The following is an 18,070-nucleotide window of genomic DNA, read 5'->3' as shown; positions in this document are numbered from 1 at the left end:
CCGGGCATAAGCATAACAGATTCATATTATAAATTTAAGGCTTGGTTTACCGTCAGGAGCAGCTGGTCAAGCTCAGTGGTGTACTTGTTCCACTTTTTCCAGTTTACATCATATAATGACCTTTTCCCGTCAATGCTCACCATGATCAGGTCAGCGTCGAGCAATTCCTTTAAATGATGCGATACCGTTGGTTGGGCCAACGGCAATATTTCTACAATTTCGCCGCAGGTAAAACGCTTATGCTCTGCCAGTATGCGCATAATTGCAATGCGGGCAGGGTGCGAAAGCGCCCTGGCAACCAGTGATATTTCCTGGTCGGTCAATGTAAATTCAGCCTTTTTATGATTAGCCATTTTAAATATTGGTACAAATATATAACTGCAGGTTTATGTTGGTGCCGATGTAAAAATCAACTTCATTTAATCTTCATATTGAAGCGGTGAGCACCATTTGCGATACATCAAATCTAATATTCAAAATATTCGATTTGATAATCTTTGGTTAACAATGATTTAATGTGCCCGGGATAGCTTTGCCCCATCATTAAACGTTATGTTCAAATTAAAATCATTACCCCTATTTTTACTTTTAACCACAATTACCTTAAGCGCCTTCGCTCAAAACACAGGTAAAATTGCTGGTAAAATCATCGATCAAAAAACAAGTGAAACTTTAATAGGCGCAACAGTAGGCATTGAAGGCTCTGCAAAAGGTGCTGCTGCCAATGTTGACGGACGTTACATATTGGCCGATCTTAAACCGGGCAAATATGTAGTAATTGTTAAGTACATCGGTTATCAAAGCAAGTCTATCTCTGATATTGAAGTTAAAGCCGGAGCGGTAACTAACCTTGACATTGCCCTGTCCGAAGCAACAACAACTGCTTTAAAAGAGGTGGTGGTGAGAGCAACCTATCGCCAGGCATCTGTAGCTTCATTATACGCAATTCAAAAAAACAGCGTGTCCATATCTGACGGTATTTCTTCTGAGCTGATTAAAAAATCACCAGACAGAAGCACAAGTGATGTTTTAAAAAGAGTTAGCGGTACTACTATTCAGGATAATAAATTTGTGGTAGTACGTGGTCTTAGCGACCGTTATAACAGCGCCTCACTTGACGGTACTCCACTGCCAAGTACGGAGCCAAATCGTAAAGCGTTTTCATTTGATATCGTTCCGGCCAACCTGATCGAGAATATCGTTATCAGCAAAACGGCCACTCCAGACATCGCTGCCGATTTTGCAGGCGGTAATATACAAGTACTAACTAAAGACATACCCGATCAAAACTTCGTTAGTCTGGGAGCCGGTTACAGTTATAACACGCAAAGTACCTTTAAAAATTTCCAAAGCGGTTACCGCAATACAAGTGATTACTTTGGTTTTGATGGTGGTGCAAGAGAACTGGTTGATAATTTCCCAACCACAAAGCAGGTAATTGGCCCGCCAAGGTTAACCAACCAGCAAAATATACAATCTATCAACTCGCTTAATAATGATTTTAACATCTATAACAAAAAAGCGTTTTTAGGGCAAAGCTATCAGTTTACCCTTGGTAACGTACAGGAAATAGGCAAAAACAAAAATCGTTTCGGTACCACCATAGCTTTAACTTACCGTAATGCCGAAACTACAACCCCTGGCTTGATCAGGCAATATAATAACTTTGATTTTAAAGAAGATCAGTACAAGTTTTCTACAAATGTTGGAGCGCTGGCAAATTTTGCCTACAGCTTTGGTAATAACAAAATAACCCTCAAAAATCTTTACAATCGTACTTTCGACGACATTTTTACCTATCGTACAGGTACAAACAATTCAAACGGTGCCAATGACAACAGGTTTTACGCCTTTGATTTAACGCAAAAAGCGTTGTTTAAAACCACATTGGATGGTGATCATAAGCTTGGAGCGTCAAATGCCAAAATAGACTGGAGCCTGGGCTACAGCAATATTTTAAATAATCAGCCCGATCAAAGAAAAATAAACTACGTACAGCCAAATGCTGGTGGTGCTTATGTGGCAAGCATAACCAACTTAGGTAAAGAAAATGCCCGTTTCTTTTCAGATTTGAATGAGAATATTTATTCGGGCAAAGTTGACTTCAAGTTGCCTGTTAAATTATTTAATCAAACCAGTAATTTAAAGGTCGGCATTGCTTCTCAATATCGTAAACGTGATTTTAACGCCCGCTTCCTGGGAGTAATTATAAAAGATGGTACAAGTGATATCAGGGAAAGACCGATACAAACGCTTTTCGGCCCGAATGCCATTAACTCAGGAGCATTTGAGCTTGATGAAATATCGGCCCCTAATGATAACTATAATGCGCACAGCTATACCAATGCGGCTTATGCAATGCTTGATAATAAGCTAAGCGAGAAATTAAGAGTAGTTTATGGCGTAAGGGTTGAAAAATTTGATCTGAAATTAAACACCCTGGATCCTGATCAGCCACAGCCACGGGCCGAATTAAATAATACCGATTTCCTGCCATCAGTAAACATTACCTATAGCTTAACAACTAAAGCAAATTTAAGGGCGTCTTACTATCGCACCCTGGCACGTCCGGAGTTTAGGGAACTTGCACCTTTTTCTTACTATGACTATGAGCTGTTGGCTACTCAGGAAGGTAATTCAAATTTAAAAAGAACAGCTATTGACAATGCCGACCTAAGATATGAGTTTTATCCTTCTGCCGGTCAGATATTCTCCGTATCAGTTTTCTATAAAAAGTTTTATAACGCCATTGAGCCGAGTATTGATGACGTAAACTCATCAACTACCATATCCTATTTCAATGCAAAATCGGCCTACGTTTATGGTGCCGAAATGGAAGCCCGCAAAACGCTTGATTTTATTGATGATGCCGGATTTTTTAAGAATAGTACGCTTTACGCCAACCTGGCGCTAACCAAATCCCGTGTTCAAAATCCTGCTAACCCTAATCTGCTCGAACCCTCAAGGTCGTTGGTAGGGCAGTCACCTTATGTTATCAATGCCGGTTTTCAACATAATGCCTTTAACAACGCCTTATCGCTTAACATACTATACAACCGTTTAGGCAAACGCATTTTTTATGCCGGAGGGTCAAATTTTCCGAGCGTGTATGAAGCCCCAAGAAATGTACTTGATTTCCAGATTGGCTACAAAGTACTCAAAAACAAAGGAGAGATTAAATTAAACGGTAACGACCTGTTTAATCAGAACTATAACTTTTACTATGAGCTCGATAAAAACCCTAAAGGCGGCACAGGTAACACCTTCAAAAAGTATAAACCGGGATCTACCTATGCCCTAACCTTCAGTTACAATTTTTAATACGAGCAATAAAGAAATCTCATAACTAAATTAACAATACAGATTTAATCGAACCCAAAAAGAAGATCATGAAAAAACAAGGATTATTTTTAGCGCTGGTTGTAGCTCTTTTCTCAGCTGCATGTAGCAAAAAATCGGCGACTATTGACCCGCCGGTTAAAGATACTACCAAGACCAGCAACACGGTTACCGTAACCGGTGATATTGCAAGCAATACTACCTGGAAAGCCGATAAAATTTATTTATTAAAAGGCTTTGTTTATGTAACAAACGGCGCTACGCTTACTATTGAGCCCGGAACTTTAATTAAAGGCGACAAAGCCACCAAAGGTACTTTAACTATTACCCGCGGTGCAAAAATCATGGCTGAGGGTACTGCTGATAAACCTATCGTATTTACATCGGCATTTGAAGCAGGTGCAAGAACAAATGGAGATTGGGGTGGCATCATCCTGTTAGGAAAAGCCCCGGTTAACCAGGGAGACAACGTAGGTATTGAAGGTGGTTTGGATGCCAAAGGCGATCCTGCTAAATACATTCAGTATGGCGGTACCGATGTTAACGACAACTCAGGTACTTTAAAATATGTGCGTATTGAATATGCAGGTATTCCTTTTTCACCTGATAACGAAATTAACGGCCTTACCCTGGGTGGTGTTGGTAAAGGAACAACTATTGATTATGTACAGGTTTACCGTTCTGGCGATGACGCTTTTGAGTGGTTTGGCGGTACAGTTCAATGTAAACACCTTATTGCCATGGGCAGCCTTGATGATGACTTTGATACCGATTTTGGCTTTGCAGGTAAAGTTCAGTTTGGTTTAAGCCAGCGCTTTAAAAGCATTGCGGATAACTCAGGTTCAAACAGCTTTGAGTCAGATAATGACGGTAACGGGTCTGATAAAACACCTCAAACATCGGCTGTTTTCTCAAACATGACCCTGTTAGGCCCTATCACCAAAGATGGCGAAACTAACGTTAACGCCAACTATCAGCATGCCGCTCAAATTCGCCGTAATTCTGCTTTAAGCATTTTAAACTCTGTATTTGCAGGTTATGTTGAAGGTATTTACATTGACGATTCAAAAGTAACTACTGCAAACTCAACCACAACAAACTTTACCGAAGGCCGCCTGGTGTTTAAAAACAACATCGTTTTAGGCAGCAACTTAAAAGGTAATGAAATTAAAGCTTCAACACCAGCTAACAAATTACTGATTGAAGCCAAGCTTAGAGCAGATAACGTATTTGACGCTACTAAATATGCCGATTTGGTTGTTAATTCACCATTCAAATTCTCATCTGACTTTGCTAACGCCGGTACTCCCGACTTTACTGTAAAAGCAGGCTCAATTGCTGCTGCCGGTGCTTTATTCACTGATGCAAAAGTAAGTGATACTTTCTTTGAAAAAGTTGCCTACAAAGGTGCTTTCGGTACAACTGACTGGACCGCTGGCTGGGCTAATTTTGACCCGCAAACAATGCCTTATACTACACCGGGCGCTGTTAAAAAATAAGCATACAAATAAAGCAAAGGGCGCCTCAATATACCTTGAGGGGCCCTTTTTTATTACGTTATAACCAATTAAGCTACCTGCGAGATCATTTTATGCCATCTACCAACACCAAATTTAGTGAGATCGATAACGAATTGGCCCAGTTTGCCAGGTTACTGGCATTGCCTGTGAGGGTTTATATTATCAGAACAATTATTGAAAACGGCAACTTGATCAGTAAAAAAGATATATGCAACGTGCCGTTTGAAATGGAAAACATTTTAAAACACCTGGCCGAGTTAAAATCGTTAGGTATTATTAAAATAAATGGTACCAAAGGGAATATCACCTACAGCATTAACAGCAATGTGTTTGATGAGATACTGATAAAATTTTCAGCCTTATTTAACAATTTAGGGTCAGATTATTTTCCCGCAGTGCCTGATAAGCAAACCGATGCCGGCGCAACAGACCCGGTTAAATACTCCAGTTTTGGAATGTTTATAAAAAAACACCGTGTTGATCTGCATATATCGCAGGAAGAGCTCGCCGGTAAAATAAAAATTGACCGGGCCGAGCTAAGCCGGATTGAATGCGGCAAGAAAAACCTGAATGCCGAAAAATTGAAAGCCCTATCAAAGGTGCTTTACATTGATATTAATAGTTTAACCAAAGAGTATTACAGTTACCGCATAGTTGACCTTGTTGAAAAAAGCGGCTTTAAAAGCATAGTACTTGAAAGCGCAATTGCCAAGGTAAATTATTTAACCGCGCCTCATTAAGCATTTGCCCCGCAAAGCTCAGCCTGTAATTATTTTTTGCTGCGGTTGCTGCTAAACGAATCTCTGAACATTTTCCAGCCTTTTGGCGTCTTTTTCCATAGTACCAGGAATTTTCCATCGTCAACCAGCATATGCTGCGCGTTGAATGATTGCCATAAACCTTCTTCGGTTACAAAGTTATCTCCATCTCCGTAAACCGCTGTGGTAATAAATTTTCCATCCCTGAGGCCAAACCTGGTATACGCGATCTTAAAAAATTCCCGTGCTCCCGCGGCTCCGCGTAAGGGTTGCATATCAGGCGGCATAATCATGCAATCGTCGGCATACCTGTTAATAAATATCGATGGATCATTTTTAACAAAGGCTTGAAAATAGATGCTGTTGCTCCTGGCGATAGCTTTTTTTGCCTCGGTTAGCTTTGATTTGACAGGTGGTTTTACATACCCCTGATTATAATACATCATAAACATAACCACTAACGGCGCTACACTTAAAAATTTGTTCCTTTTCATTTTTTTGAATTAATAAATTAAGAACATGTTTAAAAAATAACCAATGCTGTCATTCCGCCGGGCCGGGAAGTATCCTGTCCATATTGGTTAAAATGATGATCATTTATAAATTTAAACATGATTCTGATAACCTGATTAAATTATTATATTCAAAAGTAATCTCATTTACCATCCGGAAATTGTACAAAACAGAACTATATTTTAAGCTTTTTCTTTACCTTCATGTTTCCATTATTAAACTGACACATGAGAAAATCACTCTTAACATTAGTACTGTTATTTGTTTTTTTATCCGCTTATTTTCAAAGTTTAACCGCATCCCGGGCCGCATGCCTGGGTAAGCTAACGGGAAAATATAACGCATTGAATACTAAAGCTAAAACCGGCGGGAGAGAGGGAGCGCTCCGGAATAGCTTCGGGCCGACCAATAAAATAGTGTTTAACCCGCTTAACAAATATCAGGTTAAGCAGTTATAGTATCTCCCCCTAAATACATTACCTTAAGTAACTTTCAAGCTATGAATTTAGCAGCAATTATAAGTTAACTATACTATGAAATTTTATATACCGATTTTCTTTTTTGTGATTTTTGGATCTACAGCTTTTGCATCTTCAAAAACAGACAGCCTGCTTGCCGAATTAAAGACCGAGCTGGCAAAAAAAAAGATGTATGATGCCCAAAAAGAAGCACGTATAAAAAAAATAAAAACCGAGCTGTTAAGAACGCCGTCTGCAAATTACAATGCACGTTATGGGCTCTGCAATGCTATATATGAAGAATACAAGGTTTACCAGTTTGATTCGGCTTATGTGTATATCAATAAAATGCAGAACATCAGCAGTATATTAAAGGATGCTGCAAAACAAAATGATTGTAAAATAAAATTAGGCTTTATACTGCTGTCGGCTGGTATGTTCAAAGAAACATTTGATTGCTTTAAAGGCATTGATGAACGCCTGTTGGATACGGAATCAAAAATTCAGTACTACTCGCTCAAAGCCAGGGCGCACTCCGATCTGGCAGATTATGATAACAATGTTTATTACACCCAGTATAATAATGCCGAATCAATTAAATACATGGATTCAACCATTGCCCTGTCCAAACCGGGATCATATGAGTGGTTACGGCAGCAGGGCGATAAACAGGTACGGATAGGCGATACCCAAAAGCCATCTGAATTTTATCTTCGCTTATTTAACGAGTTTAAGTTAAGCCAGCATCAGCGGGCTATGATAGCCACCGGCCTTAGCTGGTTTTATACAGATCAGTCGCAGTTAGAAGAACGTACCAACCTGCTTATTACAGGTGTAATTAATGATATCCGCTCATCTACCAAAGAAACCCTGGCCAGTTTTGAATTGGGCGAGCTGTTTTACAGGAATGGTAATATAACAGACGCCTACATTTTTATTGACCAGGCCATGAATGATGCCGAATATTATGGTGCCAGGCTCCGTAAAATTAAAATAGGTACCATATTACCGGTAGTGGCGGCACAAAGGCTGAACCTGATGGAGAAGGAAAAGAATAAATTCCTGATGTACCTTTTAACCATAGGCGTTGTTTCGTTACTGGTGCTCATGATCTCGTTTATCATATTTAATCAGCTCAAACGGTTAAAAGCCAAAGAAAAGATCATCGAAGAAAAAAATATCCAGCTGGAACATATCAATAATAAACTGGTTGAAGACACGCGCATTAAAGAGGAGTATATCGGGTATTTTTTTAACGTGATATCGGGCTATATCTTAAAGCTCGAAAAGCTGAAACGTAATATTGACCGCAAGCTTGCGGTAAAGAAATATGAAGACATACAATTGGCTATAAACGAAATAAATATTAAAAAGGAGCGCGACCTTTTATTTTACACCTTTGATCATATCTTCCTTAAAATATTCCCCAATTTTATCACGGTTTTTAATTCATTGTTTAAGCCCGAAGACCAGATATGGCCTAAAGATAACGAGGTGTTAAATACCGATCTGCGGATATTCGCCCTGATACGCATGGGCATAAGCGATAACGAAACCATTGCCACCATCCTTGAATATTCGGTAAATACCATATATGTATACAAGATGCGCATCAAGGCCAAATCAATATTACCGGGCGATCAGTTTGACCAAAAAATAATGTCGATAAAAGCCGTTGACGCTCAATAAAAACGGGGACTAACAACACATTTTAAGTAAATAAATGATATGAAAAAAATATTCCTATTGTTGATTTGCTTATGCTGCCGGGGCGGTATAAGTTTACTGGCACAGGACTCATGGAAAATAAAAGCCGACAAAATTGATCCGGCCGCTTACTACGGCGTTACGGTAGCCAATGGCATGATCGGTATTGTGTCGTCGCCTGAGCCGTTTAAGGTGAAGAATGTGGTGCTTGCCGGGGCGTATGACCTGTATGGCCGCGGGCGGGTTAGCAATTTTTTAAACAGCTTTAACCTGCTTAGCATGTACCTGGAGATAAACGGCAAACGTATTGAAGCCAAAAATATCAGCAACTTTAAACAGGAGCTGGATATGCAGCATGCAGCCTTTACCACCACTTTTGATTATGCCGATGCGGCATCCGTAAAATATACCTATTACTCACTAAGACAACTGCCTTTTACCGTTTTAATGGACATTAGTATCACTGCAAAAAAAAGCATCAGTATTACTGCCGCAAGTGTAATGGAAGCCCCGGATGCGTTAAAGGATGTGCAAAATTATTATAATGAGATTGACAGGCCGCACGTTACCATAAGCCTGTTAACATCAACCGCTAAAAGCCCCACCGGGAAACTGCAGCTTTGTGCCTCAAATACTTTTTTGTTTAATGAGGAGCATGGAAAGGAGCCCAGGGTAATTCACGAAATGTGGGATAATAATATGCACCTCATGAAGTTCAGCAAATCCGTATCGGCGGGGCAAACCTATCAATATGCGGTGGCGGGTTCGTCCATTACCTCGGCCCATGATGCCGACCCATTGAACCAGGCCGAGCGCCTCACCATGTTTGCAAAGCTGGAAGGCAGGGAACGGTTGGTACAGTACCATAACCAGGCCTGGGACGAGTTGTGGAAAAGCGATATAAAAATTGAAGGCGACGCACAGGCGCAACAGGATGTGCATAGCATGTTGTACCACTTGTATTCATTTTCAAGGGCGGGTGCGGCTTATTCGCCATCGCCAATGGGGTTATCTGGTTTAGGTTACAACGGCCACGTTTTTTGGGATGCCGATTTATGGATGTACCCAGCCTTGCTGGTGATGCACCCCGAAATTGCAAAATCGCTGGTGGAGTATCGTTTTCAGCGCCTGGCGGCCGCAAAACAGAACGCGTTTTCGCACGGGTACAAAGGAGCGATGTTTCCCTGGGAAAGCGCAGACAGCGGGGTAGAGGAAACACCGGTTTGGGCGCTAAGTGGCCCGTTTGAGCACCATATAACCGCCGATGTTGCTTTGGCGGCCTGGAACTATTACTGCGTTACACAAGATAAACAATGGCTGCTTGAAAAAGGCTGGCCCATACTTTCGGCCACGGCCGATTTTTGGGCAAGCCGCGTAGAACGTAACGGCGATGGCCATTATGATATTAAGGATGTGGTAGCCGCAGATGAATGGGCCGAAAATGTGGACAATAACGCTTTTACCAATGCTGCGGCCAGGGCCAATCTGCAAAGTGCCATCAGCGCTGCTAAAATATTGGGCCTTACCGCAGATCCCGACTGGCAGCAGGTAGAGCAGAATATTCCGATACTTAAATTTCCGGATGGAGTAACCAAAGAGTTTGCCACCTATAAAGGAGAAGGCATTAAACAGGCTGATGTAAACCTGCTGGCCTATCCGCTTAAAACAATAACCGACCCGGCCCAGATAAAAAAAGACCTGGAATATTATGAAACCAGGGTACCCAATGAGGGCACCCCCGCTATGACGCAGGGCATATTTACGTTATTATATGCCCGGTTGGGTAATGGCGATAAGGCTTACCATTTTTTTAAAGACGCCTATGAGCCAAACCTGCTGCCGCCTTTCCGGGTTATTGCCGAAACTAAAGACGGAACCAACCCTTATTTTGCTACCGGCGCGGGCGGCATCATACAAAGTGTACTCATGGGATTTGGCGGACTGGACATTACGCCTGAAGGCATTGTGCAGGTAAAAAGTAAATTGCCCGGCAACTGGAAATCACTGACCATAACCGGCGCAGGGCCCGCGAAAAAAACGTATGTTGTTAAATAGGTCCTGACAGGGGGAACTTAAACTTCATATCAAAAAAGGCCTGGTTATTATAGCCAGGCCTTTTTTAATTTATAACACAGTTAAATGCAAACCGAAATGTAAACTAATTATCGTTGGTATAATTGCAGGAAATATACTTGATATGGATGCCAGGGAAATAATTAGTCTGAATTTTAACGAAATAAGGCGTAGAAGCATGAAACTATGGCTTGGGATACCGGAGGATAGATGCCACTGGAAGCCCGATGCGGGTGCTATGACTTGTATTGAAATGGTTAGGCATGTACTGGAAAGTCAATATATTTATCAGCAGATCATTAAAAACCGCGGCGATAAGAATAACGGGCCTACGCCATGGCATGACCAGCCTTATGTAAGTATACAACAGGAAATATGGTTTAGCCTGCCTTATCAATCGGCGTTTATGCAAATGGTCAACAGCTTTTCAGATAACGAGCTTGAAGAGATCGAGATCATCAGACCGGCTTTAAATCAAAGGCGAAAGCTGGGCGATTACTTGCTCAGAGTTGCCTATCACGAAGCTGTACATGCCGGTCAGTTGTTATCATATTTGCGTAATTTAGACATTGACCGACCGAAAATTTGGGATTGATGAATTGTTAAAACGTGATATGACCAGCCTCAGTAATTTTAAACAAGCAGCTGCCCTGTTTGGTGAACCCGCCCGGGCGGCAATAATATGGGAACTGTTTGACGGTAAACCGGTAACAGCAGGCGAACTGGCCATTGCGGCTAATATTACACCACAATCGGCAAGCAGTCACCTCAAAAAGCTGGTGCAGGCAGGCATACTTAGCGTGCACAAACAGGGGAAGCATAAATATTTTGTATATGCCAAACCAGAGATAGCTGTGGCCGTTGAAACCCTGGCCGGCATTTTTTCGCTACCTAACGAACTTAACCGTAGCCAGCGAGAGGTAAGGACAGCCAGAAGCTGCTATGATCATTTGGCCGGCCAGGCTGGTGTATCAGTAACAGAAGCTCTGCTGAAAAAGGGATTTATAGCGGATCATCCTGATCATATAAAAGAATTTATGGTTACGCCCGCCGGGGCAAACTGGTTCAGGGAACTTGGTATAGATACGGAGCAATTAAAAAAAGCCAAAAGGCCGCTGGCCCTAAAGTGTATCGACTGGACAGAGAAAACTCCGCACCTCGCCGGGAGTCTTGGGGCCGCGCTGCTGCAGCATTTTTTGAAGGAGGGCTGGTTTAGAAAAGTGTACCAGAAAAGAAATCTCCTTATCACTTCGAATGGTGAAATATCATTAAAAAAAGTGTTAAATATTGATATAAAAGGCTAAATAGTAGCTCCGTTTGCGCACATTTTAACGCTTTTTTAGCTGCTTTTGATGGTGTAATGCATACTTTTTTGCATTCCAACATTTCCAATCAAATTTTCATGTAAATAAATTTCGCCTGCGGATAAGGGTAAGTGCGCGGCGACGTGTTTTAGTGAAAATTAGATAACACGAAATGACAAACCCGGATATTATTATAAAGATAACAGCGCTGCAAATAACCAGGGCATTGGGGTTACTGCGACTTAAGCTGGTTGATCATTTACCGATGATCACCTGGTTGATAAGCCAGGGTTTATAAATTATGAGGATGAGAACGATGAACGCGATGTTGGCGAAATATATGCTTGGCGAGGCTAAACTTGCTGATATGGAGGCTATTGACAAATGGATTGCTGCCAATGCTTATAACCTTAAATGTTTTACCCATATTAAACTGATATGGCAGATTAGCACTCTCTTAAGGGTTGAAAGCAGTATAAATGTTAACGGGGCCTGGGAAGAGTTTAAAGAAATAATAGAAAGGAGTAACCGGCCCCAAGCCATAAGACGACCGCTATATCAGCAAAAGCAAAGGATCCATATTGTGGCTTTATGGCTGCTCATGTTTGGTATAGGCGCATTGTTGTACAGTTTATATCACCCGCGCAGGATAACGATGCATAAACTGTATGCCGTTAACGGGGTATGTGTTGATACCCTGACAGATGGCTCTGTAGTCACACTTAATAAAAACGCCGTTTTATGCTTCCCAGGGGAGTTTTCTGGCAAAACCCGTGAGGTGAAATTAAAAAAGGGTGAAGCATTTTTTAATATAGCCGATGATAATAAACCCTTTTTGGTGAGGGTAAATGATGTTTTTGTTAAGGTAACGGGTACATCTTTCAATATTAAAAACAAAGATGGAACAACAGAAATAATCGCTGAGGCCGGCGTGCTTGAAGCAACATGGCGCGGAGAAACCATTAAACTGCAGTCAGGAGAAAAAATAGATATAAATTATAAAAGCGGCATGCTAAAAAAAGCGCGGAATACAGATAAACTATATGCTTATTACCGTACGCAACTATTTGTTGCCGACAACACTCCCCTTTGGCGCATAGTACAAGCGCTGAACGAGGCTTACGGCATTGATATAATAGTTACCGATAACCAACTGGCCAATCAACCACTAACCATAACCTTAAGGAACGGGCAGTTGGATAATAACCTGGGCATTCTGTGTAATATCCTGAATGCGCACTGGCGCAAACAGAATGGTAAGATCTTTATTTATAGAACAGGTTATAGGTCTTTATTGTAACCTGCGGTCTTCCTCGTTAATAAGCACATCATTGATGCTGGCAAACCTGCGCTGCATGAGGCCGTGCTCATTAAAATCCCAGTTTTCATTGCCATATGCCCGGTACCATTGCCCGCTTGCATCATGATATTCATACTCAAAGCGTACAGCTATTTTATTATCTGTAAATGCCCAAAGCTCTTTTTTTAGCTTATAGTCGAGTTCTTTTTGCCATTTTGCGGTGAGGAATTTTACAATTTCGGCCCTGCCGTTTATAAACTGTGAGCGATTGCGCCATTCACTGTCAACGGTGTAAGCCAAAGCTACTCTTTCCGGGTCTTTGCTGTTCCAGGCGTCTTCTGCCAATTGTACTTTTTGGGTGGCCGTTTCAAAATTGAACGGTGGTAAAGGGAGTTTCTGTTCCATAATAAGAACAAATATAAACAGCTCAGTGGTAGGACGCGTGGTATCATTCAATGATTGTGTGGTATATATCATTGAAAACATGTCGCAAAGCCTTCTTAAAAAATTGGAGCGTATTTGTTGTTCGTTTTTATTGGTGTCATTATCCCCGCTACTTTGGTCTTTTTACTTTTGTGACCATAAAAAGTAACAGCCTCTCCACTGATCAAATCCTTGATGGAGCTACTCCAAAAGTTTTTTTAAACGCAAAAGAAAAATGCGAAAGGTCCTGGAAACCCAGTTCCAGGTAAACATCTGATGGCGCTTTACCTTGTTCCTTTATTTGATAATGCGCCTCCTGCAGCCGCCTTTGCTGCAGCCAGCGATTGGGCGTCATATGAAATATTTTTTCAAAATCGCGTTTAAAGGTGGCCAGGCTGCGCCCGCTTAGGTAAGCAAATCGCTTTAACTGTACGTTAAAGTGGAAATTTTTGTTCATAAAGCCTTCCAGGTCAATTTTGCCGGGTTCGCTAAAATCAAACAATACATCTTTTAATTCGGGGTTGCCCTGTAACAACACCAGGATAGCCTCGCGCAATTTTAACGACAGTAAATTTTTGTTGCCGGATTGCTGCATATGCTCATAAGGCTGCAGTGAATGAATATAGCTCTCGTACAGCGGGTTGGGCGCGAGGGTAATAATGCTGTCCCCTTCATATTTATTCTGGGCTTTGTACCCATATTCCATACTGAAATTACGGAGCGTTTGCTGATCAAGAAATACTGATATCGATTTAAATTCGCCGCCGGGAGGGGGCTCTTTCAAAAATTTAACCAGTTGATTTCTCCGGCTTAACCTAAAATCGCCCGGACTGAACGTATATACGTTGTCTGTACCGGTAAGCGTAAGGTTTCCGGATATTTGAAAGCTAAAGGCATGCTCCGGAATAAACTGTTCGCCACCGCAGCTCCGGGTATAGTAACAGGAGTAATGTATTTCTGATTGCGGGCTTAATTTATTCTCTGTAAGCATATTTGATCAAATTTAAGAAAAGCCGGGCAGCATTATCGCGCAAATTTATATTGCGATGCTGTCCGGCTTTTTATTTATGCTTTATCACTGGGATTAAACAGTAATTTGCCGGCTTCTGTTTCAAAAAAATTCTCCGCTGTATCATGATCGGTTGAGATACTTACCGGCAGCCATTTTTCCAGTTCGGCCGTCCGCGCAGCATCGGCATTTTTCAATAGGGCGATGGCCTCACTACCCAGTATCAAATGTACCGGCGGCTCGGGATGGTTAGCTATGCTGATCATGACCTGGGCTGCCTTATCAGGATCGCCCATAGGAACAAATTTTCCACCTTTAAAAAAATCAACCCTCGCACCCACGGTAGATTCGTAACCTTCAATAGACTCGGCGTAGGTCATAGAGTCGCCGGCCCAATCGGTACGGAAACCGCCGGGTTCCACACAAGTTACGCGTATACCCAGGTCTGCTACTTCTTTTGATAAAACTTCGCTAAAGCCGCTCAGCCCAAATTTCGCCGCTTGGTACATGCTTAGTCCCGCGTTGCCTACACGGCCGCCTATAGAGCTGATTTGCAGGATGTGACCTGAGCGTTGCCTGCGCATATAAGGTAAAACCACACGGGTTATTTCAATAGGAGCATATAAGTTTGTTTCCAGCTGACTGCGCACCTGTTCGTCTGTAAATGCTTCGGCAGCACCTATGATACCAAAGCCGGCATTGTTAACCAGCACATCTATACGGGCAAAGTGCTGAATGGTATTTTCTACCGCCGATATGATCTGGTTCTTGTCATTTACGTCCAGTTGTATGGCAAGTAACTGACCCGGATATTTATCTGCGAGGTCTTTCAATTGTTCGGGTTTGCGTGCTGTGGCTGCTACTTTATCACCGCTGGCAAGCACTGCTTCTGTAAGGCTTCGTCCCAAACCGCGGGAGCTGCCTGTTATAAACCAAATTTTTGTCATTGTCTTATGTTTTAATTTTATATAACAAAGGTCGGCAGTAATTAGAGGCAGCGCTTTGCTGAAACGGTCATTTTACTTTGTTAAAAAGCTCAGACTCACCCCGGCTACGCTTCGCTGGCCGACCCTCTCTTGGGCTTCGCCATAAAGAGGGTTGAGGAGGAGCTTTTTCTTTGCTCCCATTGTTTAAGTATTTTTTTACCTGATTTATGAATTCCCTCTTTGCGCCGGAGGCGTAGAGAGGGATGTCGAGCGAAGCGATGACAGGGTGAGTCGAAACGCGGGTCAGACTCACCCCGGCTACGCTGCGCTGGCCGACCCTCTCTATGGCTTTGCCATAAAGAGGGTTGAGGAAGAGTAGTTTTTTCTTTGCCCCTTTGTCTAATTATCTTTTATCTGATTTGTGTGAATCCCCTCTTTGCGCCGCAGGCGGAGAGAGGGATGTCGAGCAAAGCGATGACAGGGTGAGTCTAAGCGGGAGGCCCAGATCGCTTTTCTTCACCCCTTACCCAATGATCTTTTCTTTGATTTATGTTGAAACAATGACCGGGGTGAGTTATCCGAAACCTCAATAAAATCAACTACTCTCCTAACAAGAAATTTTTACCTTTGCCTAAACTCAATCTATACATGAGCGAAAAGATTTTAGTAATAGGCGCCAATGGCCAGATAGGAACAGAACTGGTTGTAGCCTTAAGAAAGATACATGGTGCCGAAAGCGTCATCGCGTCTGATATTAATGATCCTGGTTATGCTATACGTCATAGCGGGCCTTATGAGCTTGTGAACGTGCTTGATAAGGATAACCTGCATCATATTTTTGATAAGCACCGTCCTACCCAGGTTTACTTGCTGGCAGCTATATTATCTGCCGTAGGCGAAAAAAAACCTAAAATGGCCTGGGACCTTAATATGACCGGCCTGATACACATACTTGACTTTGCTGTGGAGTTTAAAATTGCCAAAGTTTTTTGGCCAAGCTCTATCGCGGTTTTTGGTCCCAATTCACCGCAGTTTCATACGCCGCAATATTGCGTAATGGACCCTAATACGGTTTACGGTTTCAGCAAGCTTGCGGGTGAGCGCTGGTGCGAATATTACTTTACCAAATATGGGTTGGATGTACGGAGCATACGTTACCCCGGCCTTATTGGCTGGCGGGCCAATCCGGGTGGCGGCACTACCGATTACGCGGTACACATATTTCATGAGGCATTAAAAAATGGGAAGTATCAAAGCTTCCTTTCGGCTGATACTGCTTTGCCGATGATGTATATGGATGATGCTATACGGGCCACTATATCGCTAATGGACGCGCCGGCCGATCAGTTAACCATACGCTCATCATATAACCTGGCTGGCATAAGTTTTACACCAACCCAGTTGGCCGGTGAAATAAAGAAACTGATACCCGGTTTTGAAATGAGTTATACGGAGAACGACCCCCGGCAAGCAATTGCTGATAGCTGGCCAAAATCAATTGATGATAGTTACGCCCAAAGGGATTGGGGCTGGGAATTACAATATGACCTGGCCGCAATGACCAGCGATATGCTGACGAATTTGAAAAACGTTATATAAAGAAAACAATAGTATATTTAGACCATAGTCCATTGATCATGGGTTATGGACACAGAATAAAGTTATGGGAAGAGCATTTGAATTCCGCAAAGAAAGAAAGTTTAAGCGCTGGGCCAAAATGGCCGTACAGTTTACGCGTTTGGGTAAAGAAATTGTAATGGCCGTAAAAGCGGGCGGTGGTGATGTTACTACTAACTCGCGTTTACGTACCGCGGTGCAAAATGCCAAGGCGGTAAACATGCCTAAAGACCGTGTAGAAGCCGCTATAAAAAGGGCTACAAGCCGCGATGAAAAGGATTATGAAGAATTAGTTTACGAAGGGTACGCGCCTCATGGCGTTGCGGTATTGGTGGAAACCGCTACGGATAATACCAACCGCACAGTGGCCAACGTACGCAGCTACTTTACTAAATACGGCGGATCGTTGGGTAAAACCGGGTCGCTTGATTTTATTTTTACCCGCAAATCGGTATTTACGTTTGAGCCAGGCGACCGCGACCTGGAAGAGCTGGAATTTGAACTGATAGATGCCGGACTGGAAGACCTGTTTGTTGAGGCCGACGAGGAAGGGAACGATATTGGCGTTATTCATACTGCCTTTGAAGATTTTGGCAAGATGCAGAAAGCCCTGGAAGAGGCGGGTGTTGAAGTAAAATCGGCCAAGCTGGAACGTGTACCGCAATCATTTCACCAGGTTACAGAAGAGCAGGTTGCTGACATTATGAAGCTAATTGATCGCCTGGAAGAGGATGACGACGTGCAGGCGGTATACCATAATATGGCGGAGTAAACCCCATCCATCCCTCCCTTAAAGGGAGGGCTTAAAAAATCAAGGACCCTGTCATTACGCTATCGCTCGCAAATGACATGAAAAATTAGTACCATGCCACTATTCAGCTCACGTAAGGAAGAGAAAAAAGTAAAGGTAACTTTTGCTAACGGCTTGCTTTTTGTAGAAAAAGCAGATGGTAAGCAACAGGCTTTTCCATTGGAGTGGTTTCCGAAATTAATGAACGCGACTGATGAAGAGCGTGAAGACTGGAAACAAACCGATAAAGGCATCCATTTTAACCAACTGGATGTGGATGTGGCTTTATAGCAGATATTAGATTTTGAGACAGGAGATGATAAGACAGAAAAT

Annotated in this window: 16 protein-coding genes and 1 pseudogene; 12 read left to right on the top strand and 5 right to left on the bottom strand. The window is 42.4% G+C overall.

The genetic code is table 11. From position 1 onward, the window contains the following. Window positions 1-26: 26 nt before the first annotated feature. The gene (locus J2W55_RS07150) at window positions 27-353 is read right to left on the bottom strand and encodes an ArsR/SmtB family transcription factor (protein WP_310093600.1); all 327 of its coding nucleotides are present in this window, start codon (window positions 351-353) and stop codon (window positions 27-29) included. Between the two features lie 199 nt (window positions 354-552). On the opposite strand from J2W55_RS07150, the gene J2W55_RS07145 reads away from it, so the two are divergent. The 3 genes from J2W55_RS07145 (at window position 553) to J2W55_RS07135 (ending at window position 5,599) form a co-directional block, all read left to right on the top strand. Then, window positions 553-3,321 (top strand): TonB-dependent receptor, encoded by a 2,769-nt coding sequence (locus J2W55_RS07145; protein ID WP_310093597.1) that lies wholly within the window; start codon window positions 553-555, stop codon window positions 3,319-3,321. A 68-nt stretch (window positions 3,322-3,389) separates the two neighbouring features. Beyond that, window positions 3,390-4,838 carry a beta-helix domain-containing protein gene (locus tag J2W55_RS07140; protein WP_310093594.1) on the top strand — a complete coding sequence of 483 codons (1,449 nt, stop codon included), beginning with the start codon at window positions 3,390-3,392 and terminating at the stop codon, window positions 4,836-4,838. A gap of 92 nt (window positions 4,839-4,930) precedes the next feature. After that, window positions 4,931-5,599, top strand: coding sequence for a helix-turn-helix domain-containing protein (locus tag J2W55_RS07135; RefSeq protein WP_310093592.1), 669 nt, complete (start codon window positions 4,931-4,933; stop codon window positions 5,597-5,599). Between the two features lie 29 nt (window positions 5,600-5,628). Here J2W55_RS07135 and J2W55_RS07130 read toward each other — a convergent pair whose 3' ends face one another. Next, entirely contained in the window at window positions 5,629-6,111 is a 483-nt protein-coding gene (locus J2W55_RS07130; protein ID WP_310093590.1) for a YybH family protein, read from the bottom strand. Between the two features lie 246 nt (window positions 6,112-6,357). On the opposite strand from J2W55_RS07130, the gene J2W55_RS07125 reads away from it, so the two are divergent. The 6 genes and pseudogenes from J2W55_RS07125 to J2W55_RS07100 form a co-directional block, all read left to right on the top strand. Then, window positions 6,358-6,588, top strand: a complete 231-nt coding sequence (locus tag J2W55_RS07125) for a hypothetical protein (RefSeq protein WP_310093588.1) — start codon at window positions 6,358-6,360, stop codon at window positions 6,586-6,588. Window positions 6,589-6,663: 75 nt separating this feature from the next. Further along, the gene (gene susR, locus J2W55_RS07120) at window positions 6,664-8,277 is read left to right on the top strand and encodes a SusR family glycan utilization regulator (RefSeq protein WP_310093586.1); all 1,614 of its coding nucleotides are present in this window, start codon (window positions 6,664-6,666) and stop codon (window positions 8,275-8,277) included. A gap of 39 nt (window positions 8,278-8,316) precedes the next feature. Continuing rightward, on the top strand, window positions 8,317-10,350 hold the full coding sequence (locus J2W55_RS07115) for a kojibiose hydrolase (RefSeq protein ID WP_310093583.1): 2,034 nt from the start codon (window positions 8,317-8,319) through the stop codon (window positions 10,348-10,350). Between the two features lie 142 nt (window positions 10,351-10,492). Continuing rightward, a complete protein-coding gene (locus J2W55_RS07110; RefSeq protein ID WP_310093580.1) occupies window positions 10,493-10,963 on the top strand; it encodes a DinB family protein in 471 nt (156 codons plus the stop codon). 19 nt (window positions 10,964-10,982) lie between these two features. Then, a complete protein-coding gene (locus J2W55_RS07105; RefSeq protein WP_310093578.1) occupies window positions 10,983-11,672 on the top strand; it encodes an ArsR/SmtB family transcription factor in 690 nt (229 codons plus the stop codon). Window positions 11,673-11,973: 301 nt separating this feature from the next. After that, window positions 11,974-12,882: pseudogene (locus tag J2W55_RS07100) on the top strand (FecR family protein); the annotation flags it as partial. A gap of 81 nt (window positions 12,883-12,963) precedes the next feature. Here the strand turns inward: J2W55_RS07100 and J2W55_RS07095 are convergent. From J2W55_RS07095 to J2W55_RS07085, 3 genes are all read right to left on the bottom strand, one after another. After that, on the bottom strand, window positions 12,964-13,377 hold the full coding sequence (locus J2W55_RS07095) for a nuclear transport factor 2 family protein (RefSeq protein WP_310093573.1): 414 nt from the start codon (window positions 13,375-13,377) through the stop codon (window positions 12,964-12,966). Between the two features lie 202 nt (window positions 13,378-13,579). After that, on the bottom strand, window positions 13,580-14,386 hold the full coding sequence (locus J2W55_RS07090; RefSeq protein ID WP_310093571.1) for a helix-turn-helix domain-containing protein: 807 nt from the start codon (window positions 14,384-14,386) through the stop codon (window positions 13,580-13,582). A 74-nt stretch (window positions 14,387-14,460) separates the two neighbouring features. After that, on the bottom strand, window positions 14,461-15,351 hold the full coding sequence (locus J2W55_RS07085) for an oxidoreductase (RefSeq protein ID WP_310093569.1): 891 nt from the start codon (window positions 15,349-15,351) through the stop codon (window positions 14,461-14,463). A gap of 627 nt (window positions 15,352-15,978) precedes the next feature. On the opposite strand from J2W55_RS07085, the gene J2W55_RS07080 reads away from it, so the two are divergent. The 3 genes from J2W55_RS07080 to J2W55_RS07070 all read left to right on the top strand — a co-directional run bounded on the left by J2W55_RS07080 (window position 15,979) and on the right by J2W55_RS07070 (window position 18,028). Further along, entirely contained in the window at window positions 15,979-16,929 is a 951-nt protein-coding gene (locus J2W55_RS07080; protein ID WP_310093567.1) for an NAD-dependent epimerase/dehydratase family protein, read from the top strand. A 64-nt stretch (window positions 16,930-16,993) separates the two neighbouring features. Next, a complete protein-coding gene (locus J2W55_RS07075) occupies window positions 16,994-17,719 on the top strand; it encodes a YebC/PmpR family DNA-binding transcriptional regulator (protein WP_310093565.1) in 726 nt (241 codons plus the stop codon). 93 nt (window positions 17,720-17,812) lie between these two features. Continuing rightward, window positions 17,813-18,028, top strand: a complete 216-nt coding sequence (locus tag J2W55_RS07070; RefSeq protein ID WP_310093563.1) for a DUF2442 domain-containing protein — start codon at window positions 17,813-17,815, stop codon at window positions 18,026-18,028. The last annotated feature ends 42 nt before the right edge of the window (window positions 18,029-18,070 follow it).

Source organism: Mucilaginibacter pocheonensis (assembly GCF_031456535.1).
Classification (GTDB): domain Bacteria; phylum Bacteroidota; class Bacteroidia; order Sphingobacteriales; family Sphingobacteriaceae; genus Mucilaginibacter; species Mucilaginibacter pocheonensis.
The sequence above is the reverse complement of the archived record's forward strand: the minus strand, read 5'-3'. Positions and strand labels throughout refer to the sequence as shown.

Coding starts and splice junctions, on each gene's coding strand:
- J2W55_RS07150 (WP_310093600.1), bottom strand. CDS start 353: ATGGCTAATCATAAAAAGGCTGAATTTACATTGACCGACCAGGAAATA.
- J2W55_RS07145 (WP_310093597.1), top strand. CDS start 553: ATGTTCAAATTAAAATCATTACCCCTATTTTTACTTTTAACCACAATT.
- J2W55_RS07140 (WP_310093594.1), top strand. CDS start 3,390: ATGAAAAAACAAGGATTATTTTTAGCGCTGGTTGTAGCTCTTTTCTCA.
- J2W55_RS07135 (WP_310093592.1), top strand. CDS start 4,931: ATGCCATCTACCAACACCAAATTTAGTGAGATCGATAACGAATTGGCC.
- J2W55_RS07130 (WP_310093590.1), bottom strand. CDS start 6,111: ATGAAAAGGAACAAATTTTTAAGTGTAGCGCCGTTAGTGGTTATGTTT.
- J2W55_RS07125 (WP_310093588.1), top strand. CDS start 6,358: ATGAGAAAATCACTCTTAACATTAGTACTGTTATTTGTTTTTTTATCC.
- susR (WP_310093586.1), top strand. CDS start 6,664: ATGAAATTTTATATACCGATTTTCTTTTTTGTGATTTTTGGATCTACA.
- J2W55_RS07115 (WP_310093583.1), top strand. CDS start 8,317: ATGAAAAAAATATTCCTATTGTTGATTTGCTTATGCTGCCGGGGCGGT.
- J2W55_RS07110 (WP_310093580.1), top strand. CDS start 10,493: ATGGATGCCAGGGAAATAATTAGTCTGAATTTTAACGAAATAAGGCGT.
- J2W55_RS07105 (WP_310093578.1), top strand. CDS start 10,983: ATGACCAGCCTCAGTAATTTTAAACAAGCAGCTGCCCTGTTTGGTGAA.
- J2W55_RS07095 (WP_310093573.1), bottom strand. CDS start 13,377: ATGGAACAGAAACTCCCTTTACCACCGTTCAATTTTGAAACGGCCACC.
- J2W55_RS07090 (WP_310093571.1), bottom strand. CDS start 14,386: ATGCTTACAGAGAATAAATTAAGCCCGCAATCAGAAATACATTACTCC.
- J2W55_RS07085 (WP_310093569.1), bottom strand. CDS start 15,351: ATGACAAAAATTTGGTTTATAACAGGCAGCTCCCGCGGTTTGGGACGA.
- J2W55_RS07080 (WP_310093567.1), top strand. CDS start 15,979: ATGAGCGAAAAGATTTTAGTAATAGGCGCCAATGGCCAGATAGGAACA.
- J2W55_RS07075 (WP_310093565.1), top strand. CDS start 16,994: ATGGGAAGAGCATTTGAATTCCGCAAAGAAAGAAAGTTTAAGCGCTGG.
- J2W55_RS07070 (WP_310093563.1), top strand. CDS start 17,813: ATGCCACTATTCAGCTCACGTAAGGAAGAGAAAAAAGTAAAGGTAACT.